Origin of the sequence: Phenylobacterium sp. (assembly GCF_028290885.1) — a bacterium.
Classification (GTDB): Bacteria; Pseudomonadota; Alphaproteobacteria; order Caulobacterales; family Caulobacteraceae; genus Phenylobacterium.
In genome coordinates this window covers 1-6,814 of the sequence record NZ_JAQGIZ010000299.1, presented here as the reverse complement: position 1 = coordinate 6,814, position 6,814 = coordinate 1, and the positions used below count along the sequence as shown (strand labels likewise).

Here is a 6,814-nt window from a genome sequence, read left to right as displayed (position 1 = left end):
CACCGACGTGGGCGACGTTGTTGTCCTTGTCGAAGGCCAGCGTGCCGGAGACATAGACCACGCCGTCGGCCAGGGTTCCGGGCGAGAAAGGCGCGATGGGCTTCTGGGTCCCGGGCGGCAGGACGACAGTCTTGGGCATGCTTGCAGTTCCTTATGATCCGGGGGGCGCTTGGCCGATGGTCCCGCAGAAGTCGGCGGTGTTGGACACCCAGCCGAAAAACTTCTCGACGTTGTAGACGGAGGCCTCCTGCAGGAAGGCCGGGCCCGCCTGGTGGGTGGCGTCCTCCAGGAGCACGCCGAAATATTCCAGGAAGAAGCCGTCGCGCAGGGTGGACTCGACACAGACGTTGGTGGCGATGCCGCAGAAGGCGAGATTCTTGATGCCCCGCGCCCGCAGCATGGAGTCGAGGGCCGTGTTGTAGAAGGCCGAATAGCGCGGCTTCTCGATGACGATGTCGCCGGGCCGGGGCTTGAGCTTGTCGACCAGGGCGTAGTCCCAGGTCCCCTTGGCGAGCAGGGTTCCTTCCAGTTCCGGCCGTTCGCGCATGGTCTTCAGCGCATTCGACTTCCACCAGTTGGGCGAGCCCGGGCCGCCGGCCTCGACGTAGTCCGCATCCCAGCCGTTCTGGAAGAAGACCACTATCACCCCGGCCTTCCGCGCCGCCTCGACCGCCAGCGCGATGCGGTCGATCACCCCGGCCGAGCCCTCGATGTCGAAGCCGGCCAGGTCGAGGTAGCCGCCCGGCGAGGCGTAGGCGTTCTGCATGTCGACCACGATCAGCGCCGTCTCGCGCGGATTGATCGGCAGGTTCTCCGGCCGCGCCGGCAGGGTGACGGCGCCTTCGCGCGGGACTGTGGGACGGGACGTTGAATTCATGGGAGCGACCCCTCATCCGACCTGCTGCGCAGGCCACCTTCTCCCACAAGGGGAGAAGGGCAATTAGGCCGTCGCGAGGACATTGGCGCGGCTCTTCATCTTGGGCTGGATGCGGGTCCCGAAGGCTTCGACGCCCTGCACGAAGTCGTCGAAGACCAGCAGGACGCCGGCGGTGTCCGGTACGGCCGCGACCTCGTCCAGCATGCGCGCGACGCTTTCGTAGGACCCCACCAGGGTGCCCATGTTCAGGTTCACCGCCGACTCCGGCGCGGCGAGCTGGGTGGTGTTGGTGTTGGTCGTGCCGGCCGCCGCATTGGGCGCCGCCTGGCTTGTCAACCAAGAAAGGGCCTCCTGGTCGGCGCCGTCGCGATAGAGCTGCCACTTGGCCATGGCCTTCTCATCGGTCTCATCGGCGATGATCATGAAAAGGATGTAGGCGGCGACGTCGCGTCCGGTCTTGGCCCTCGCGGCGGCCAGCCGCGCGTTCACGCCGGCGAAGGCGCTGGGCGTGTTGGTGCCCTTGCCGAGCGCGAAGGAATAGTCCGCATACTGAGCGGTGAAGGCCAGGCCCTCGTCGCTGGAGCCGGCGCAGATGATCTTCACGTCCTTCGGGTGCGGGCTCACCCGGCAGTCGTGCATCTCGAAATACTTGCCCTTGAAGTCGCTGCGGCCCGTCTGCATCAGCTCCTTCAGCACCGTCGCGTACTCCGCGAGGTAGCTGTAGCGGTCGGAGTAGTGGCTCTCGCCGGGCCACAGGCCCATCTGGTCGTACTCGGCTTTCTGCCAGCCGGTGATCAGGTTGATGCCGAAGCGGCCCGGCGCGATGGAATCTATGGTGGAGGCCATGCGCGCCACGATGGCGGGCGGCAGGGTCAGCGTCGCGGCGGTGGCGAAGATCTTGATCCTGTCGGTGACGGCGGCCAGGCCCGCCATCAGGGTGAAGCTCTCCAGGTTGTGCTCCCAGAACTGGGTCTTCCCGCCGAACCCGCGCAGCTTGATCATCGAGAGCGCAAAGTCGAAGCCGTACTTCTCCGCCTTCTGCACCACCTCCTTGTTGAGCGCGAAGGACGGCATGTACTGCGGCGCGGTCTCGGAGATGAGCCAGCCGTTGTTGCCGATGGGGATGAAGACGCCGATGTCCATGCGGGACCCTTCAGGAGGTGCGCGGACGCCGATCAGGCGCGCAATTGGCCGGCTTTTGCAAGCCGCCGAAGGCCGGGCCGGGCCGCCGGCCGCTACGATGTCCGAACCGCGGGCAGACTATCCGGCCGCCTTTCGCTCCTTGTGCGACGGCCGCACGTAGACATAGGCGACGCGGCCGTCCGTCTCCTGCAGGCATTTGGTGATCTCCACGATCGCAGCGTCGATCAGCTGGGTCGTAGAGTTGGGCCGGAAGTCGAGTGTCAGGGCCACCAGGATCGCGCCGGGACCGAGATGCAGGGTGGTGATCTCGTCGAGGCGCATGATGCAGTCGATGTTGGCCAGCGTCGCCTTGAGCCGATCCATGACGATGGGCGCCACCGACTCGCCGGCGATCAGGCTGCGGGTCTCGTTGGCCAGTACGAAGGCCACGCAGGACAGCAACAGGCCGATGGCCACCGAAGCGGCCCCGTCCGCCCAGGCGATGTGGAACAGGCTGGCGGCGATCACGCCGGCGGCCGCGAGGACGATGCCGACCAGGGCCGCGGAATCCTCCAGCAGGACGGAGACCAGGCTGGGGTCCTTGGAGATCCTGATGAACTCCCACAGGCGGACCGGGCGGCCGCGCACGACGCGCTTGTATTCGCGATAGCCGAGGCGGAAGGAGGCCCCTTCGAACACTGCGGCAACGGCCAGCACGCCGAGGCTGATCCAGGGCGAGACCACCGGCTCGGGCTCGAGGATGTGGCGCACGCCCTCGTAGATCGACAGCACGCCACCCAGCACGAACACCATCAGGGCGACCACGAACGACCAGAAATAGGTCTCCATGCCGTAGCCCAGCGGGTGGGTCTCGTCGGGCGGCCGCTTGCCGCGCTTCTGGCCGATCAGCAGGAACAGCTGGTCGCCGGTATCGACCAGCGAATGGATCGCCTCGGTCAGCATGGCGGTCGAGCCGGAGAGACCCGCGGCGACGAACTTCGCCAGCGCGATGGCGCCGTTCCCCGCCAGGGCGGCCAGGACGACCCGCGTCGAGCCCTCGGCTATGCGCACAGCACCTCCACCTCCTTGCTCCAAGCGTGCTGGTGTCCTCATCGATTCCGAAGTTCGTCAAAGGCGGCCGCAGGCGATTGCGAACTTCGGAATCGGGACACCAGCCGGGATCACGCCGCGATCTGGCGCAGCGCGTCAACGCGTGAGGAGCCGCGGCCTCGGCGCTGGCGGCTCAGCTCGCCGGCAGCATGGCGACGACGGAGTTGGTCTTGGCGAAGAACTTCACACCCTTGAGGTGATCGGCCGGATAGGGGGCCCACGCCTTCCTGATCTCGATCGGCGTCACCACCGCCGCGCCAGGCGCCGCGGGCCTGTCGGCCACCACATCCACCTCGTAGACCCCGTCCTTTGGCGGCGCGGCGTTGATGCGCGGCAGGAAGGCGGCGTTCTTGTAGCCGGCCATGCCGACGCTGCCGGTGGCGTCCATGGCGAGTCTGCCGGGCTCGCTCACCTTGATGGTCGCGCTGTCGATCTTCGAGACCTGTTCCTGGCCTGCGTACATCTGCTGCGGCCGGGCCATGGATTTCGGCGGCGGCGGCGGCGGCGCGGCCGCCTCTTCAGTCTTGGAATCGCACGCGGCAAGGCCAATGAGGGCCGTAAGACCCGCGGCGACGAACACTCTACGCATAGGCAACCTCCCCGTTTTCATTGCGGCGAGTGTGCCTACGGTTGCGCTTGCGCCGCAAGCCTCAGGTCGCGACCGGCGCGCTGACCAGCGGACCCGCGGCGCGGCGCGCGAACCAGCCGAAGCCCGCGATCGCCGCGTAGCAGGCGGCGGGCAGGATCAGCGCGGCCGCCAGGCTGGTCCGGTCGGCGATCACCCCGCCCAGCACCGGCACCAGGGCGCCGCCGACGATGGCCATGCAGAGCAGGCCCGAACCCTGCGGCGTGCGCTCGCCCAGGCCCTCCAGCGCCAGGCTGAAGATGGTCGGGAACATGATCGAGTTCATCAGACCCACCGCCAGCAGCGCCCAGCCGGCGATCCCGCCGGTGGTCGCCGCCGAGATCAGGCACAGGCCGCCGGCCCCGATGGCCGCGCCGGCCAGCACCTTGCCGGGCGAGATGAGCCTGAGCAGGCCGGCGCCGACGAACCGTCCGACCATCGCACCGCCCCAGTAGAGGGCGATCCGCTCGCCGGCCGATTGCTGGTCGAGGCCGAGCGTCGAGGGCTGCATCAGGTAGTTGACCAGCAGGCTGCCGATGGTCACCTCGGCGCCGACATAGAGGAAGATGGCCGCCACCCCGAAGGCCAGCCTCGGCCGCGTGAGCAGGCCCGCGCCGACTTCCATCCTCGCCGCCGGGCCCGCCCCGCCCAGCCGCTTGCGGCAGGCCCAGAACACGAGCGCGATCAGCGCCAGGACGACCGCCAGGCCGAGATAGCTGCGCCCGATCACCGCCGCCTCTTGCGCGCGGAAGGCGGGGACGGCCGCAGGCGGCAGCTTGGCCGGATCGACCTTGCTGATCGAGGCCAGGATCAGCCGCGCGCCGATGTAGGGCATGATCGTGGTGCCGAGGGAATTGAACGCCTGGGCGAGCGTCAGGCGGCTGTGCGAGGTGGCGGCGGGCCCCAGGTTGGCGATCAGCGGATTGGCGGCGACCTGCAGGATGGTGATCCCCGCGGCCAGCACGAAGAGCGCGGTCAGGAAGAGGCCGTAGGTGGCCGTCATCGCCGCCGGCACGAACAGCAGGCAGCCAGCCGCCGCCACCCCCAGGCCCGTCACGATCCCGCGCCCATAGCCCAGCCGCCCGACCCAGGCGCCGGCCGGGACCGAGACCACCGCATAGGCCGTGAAGAAGGCGAACTGGATCAGCATGGCCCGCGCATAGCTGAGCTGGAACAGGCCCTTCAGCTTGGGGATCAGGATGTCGTTGAGGCTGGTGATGCCGCCCCAGATGAAAAACAGGCTGACCACCAGCACGACGAGCCAGGCGGCGGACGAGACGCCGGCTCCGCTGTCGTGGACGGGGGTCGCGGCGGCGGGCTGCACCATGGGCGTCTCCGACCGGCCGCTGTCGGGCCGTTGGCGACCACGCTTGCAGGCGTCGCGTACGGCGTCAATTCGGGTGCTGTCCGACGACGCGCCTTGAGGTAGGACTCGTGCAACGAGAAAATCGGGAGGGTGCGGCTGTGGGGCGTAGACTGAAGGTTGGCGTGTGCGCGGCGGCCTTGGCGCTGGCGCTGCCGGGACTGGCGCAGTCGGCCGGCCCAAAAGCCGGTCCAAAGGCCATTGGGGCCCAGCCCTGGACGAACCCCAAGCTCAGCCCCGACCGCCGCGCCGACCTGGTCATCGACAAGATGAGCCTCGACGAGCAGATCGCCCTGCTGCACGGCCAGTTCCCGACCTTCATGGGCAAGCGCCCGCCTGGCGTCGTGCAGTCCGCCGGCTATGTGCCGGGCCTGCCGCGCCTGGGCATTCCGGCGATCACCGAGAGCGACGCCAGCCTCGGGGTGGCCAATGCCGGACGCAAGGACGACGACGCGACGCCGCTGCCCTCGGGCGTGGCGCTGGCCGCTGCGTGGGACCCGAAGACTGCGTTCGCGAGCGGGGCGATGATCGGCAAGCAGGCCCGACAGAAGGGCTTCAACGTGCTCCTGGCCGGTGGCGTCAACCTGCTGCGCGACCCGCGCAACGGCCGGAATTTCGAGTACCTGGGCGAGGATCCGCTGCTGGCCGGAACCCTGGCCGGCCAGGCGATCAAGGGCATCCAGTCGAACCACATCGTCTCCACCATCAAGCACTTCGCCATCAACGACCAGGAGACCGGCCGGATGGTGCTGAGCGCCGAGATCGACGAGGCGGCGTTCCGCGAAAGCGATCTGCTGGCCTTCGAGATCGCCATCGAGACCGGCCAGCCGGGCTCGGTGATGTGCGCCTACAACCGGGTGGGCGGGACCTATGCCTGCGAGAATCCGTTCCTGCTCACCGACGTCCTGCGGACCGACTGGCATTGGCCGGGCTGGGTGATGTCGGACTGGGGGGCGGTGCACGGCGTGGCCGCGGCCAAGGCCGGCCTCGACCAGGAATCGGGGCAGCAGCTCGACAAGAAGGTCTACTTCGACGCGCCGCTGACGGAGGCGGTGCAGTCCGGCGAGGTCCCGGCCACACGCGTCCGCGAGATGACCCATCGCTACCTGCGCAGCCTGTTCGCGGCCGGCCTGGTTGACCATCCGCTGCAGCCGGGCGGCCTCGACACCGCCGCCGATTCCGCGGTGGCCGGGCATGCCGCCGAGCAGGGGATCGTGCTGCTCAAGAACAGCAAGGGCCTGCTGCCGCTGGCCGCGGGCGCCCGGCGCATCGTGGTGATCGGCGGCCACGCCGACGTGGGCGTGATCTCCGGCGGCGGCTCCTCGCAGGTGATCCCGCTAGGCTCCGCCGCCTTCCCGAAGCCGAAGGGCGCGCCTGCCTGGGGCGGCGGGGAGGTCTACCATCCGTCGGCGCCGTTGGCGGCGATCAAGGCGCGCGCGGCGAAGGCCGAGATGACCTTCAACGACGGCGCCGATCCTGCCGCAGCCGCGGCGCTCGGCAAGTCCGCCGACGTGGTCGTGCTGTTCGCGACCCAGTGGTCGACCGAGGGCATGGACATCGCCATGAAGCTCGACGGCGCCCAGGACGCGTTGATCGCCGCCGTGGCGGCGGCGAACCCGAAGACCGTGGTGGTGCTGGAGACCGCCGGTCCGGTGCTGATGCCCTGGCGCGCCCAGGCTGGCGCCATCCTGGAGGCCTGGTATCCCGGCGCGCGCGG

General features: G+C 69.0%; 6 protein-coding genes and 1 pseudogene. 1 reads left to right on the top strand and 6 read right to left on the bottom strand.

Annotation, left to right across the window (positions count from 1 at the left end):
* The 6 genes and pseudogenes from JWP28_RS19745 to JWP28_RS19720 all read right to left on the bottom strand — a co-directional run.
* Positions 1-139 (bottom strand): annotated as a pseudogene (locus JWP28_RS19745) (pyrimidine utilization protein C); the annotation flags it as partial.
* Between the two features lie 12 nt (positions 140-151).
* Positions 152-877: a pyrimidine utilization protein B gene (rutB, locus tag JWP28_RS19740; protein WP_299545565.1), complete on the bottom strand. Its 726-nt coding sequence runs from the start codon at positions 875-877 to the stop codon at positions 152-154.
* A gap of 63 nt (positions 878-940) precedes the next feature.
* The gene (rutA, locus tag JWP28_RS19735) at positions 941-2,020 is read right to left on the bottom strand and encodes a pyrimidine utilization protein A (RefSeq protein WP_299545564.1); all 1,080 of its coding nucleotides are present in this window, start codon (positions 2,018-2,020) and stop codon (positions 941-943) included.
* Positions 2,021-2,137: 117 nt separating this feature from the next.
* Entirely contained in the window at positions 2,138-3,070 is a 933-nt protein-coding gene (locus tag JWP28_RS19730) for a cation diffusion facilitator family transporter (protein ID WP_299545563.1), read from the bottom strand.
* A 172-nt stretch (positions 3,071-3,242) separates the two neighbouring features.
* Positions 3,243-3,698 (bottom strand): hypothetical protein, encoded by a 456-nt coding sequence (locus JWP28_RS19725; protein WP_299545562.1) that lies wholly within the window; start codon positions 3,696-3,698, stop codon positions 3,243-3,245.
* Positions 3,699-3,759: 61 nt separating this feature from the next.
* A complete protein-coding gene (locus tag JWP28_RS19720) occupies positions 3,760-5,061 on the bottom strand; it encodes a sugar MFS transporter (RefSeq protein WP_299545561.1) in 1,302 nt (433 codons plus the stop codon).
* A gap of 161 nt (positions 5,062-5,222) precedes the next feature.
* Here JWP28_RS19720 and JWP28_RS19715 point away from each other — a divergent pair.
* The coding region (locus JWP28_RS19715; protein WP_299545560.1) for a glycoside hydrolase family 3 protein at positions 5,223-6,814 on the top strand (1,592 nt) is incomplete at its 3' end.

Excerpts from the sequence above, each read along its gene's own strand:
- rutB (WP_299545565.1), bottom strand. The coding sequence starts at position 877 with ATGAATTCAACGTCCCGTCCCACAGTCCCGCGCGAAGGCGCCGTCACC.
- JWP28_RS19725 (WP_299545562.1), bottom strand. The coding sequence starts at position 3,698 with ATGCGTAGAGTGTTCGTCGCCGCGGGTCTTACGGCCCTCATTGGCCTT.
- rutA (WP_299545564.1), bottom strand. The coding sequence starts at position 2,020 with ATGGACATCGGCGTCTTCATCCCCATCGGCAACAACGGCTGGCTCATC.
- JWP28_RS19720 (WP_299545561.1), bottom strand. The coding sequence starts at position 5,061 with ATGGTGCAGCCCGCCGCCGCGACCCCCGTCCACGACAGCGGAGCCGGC.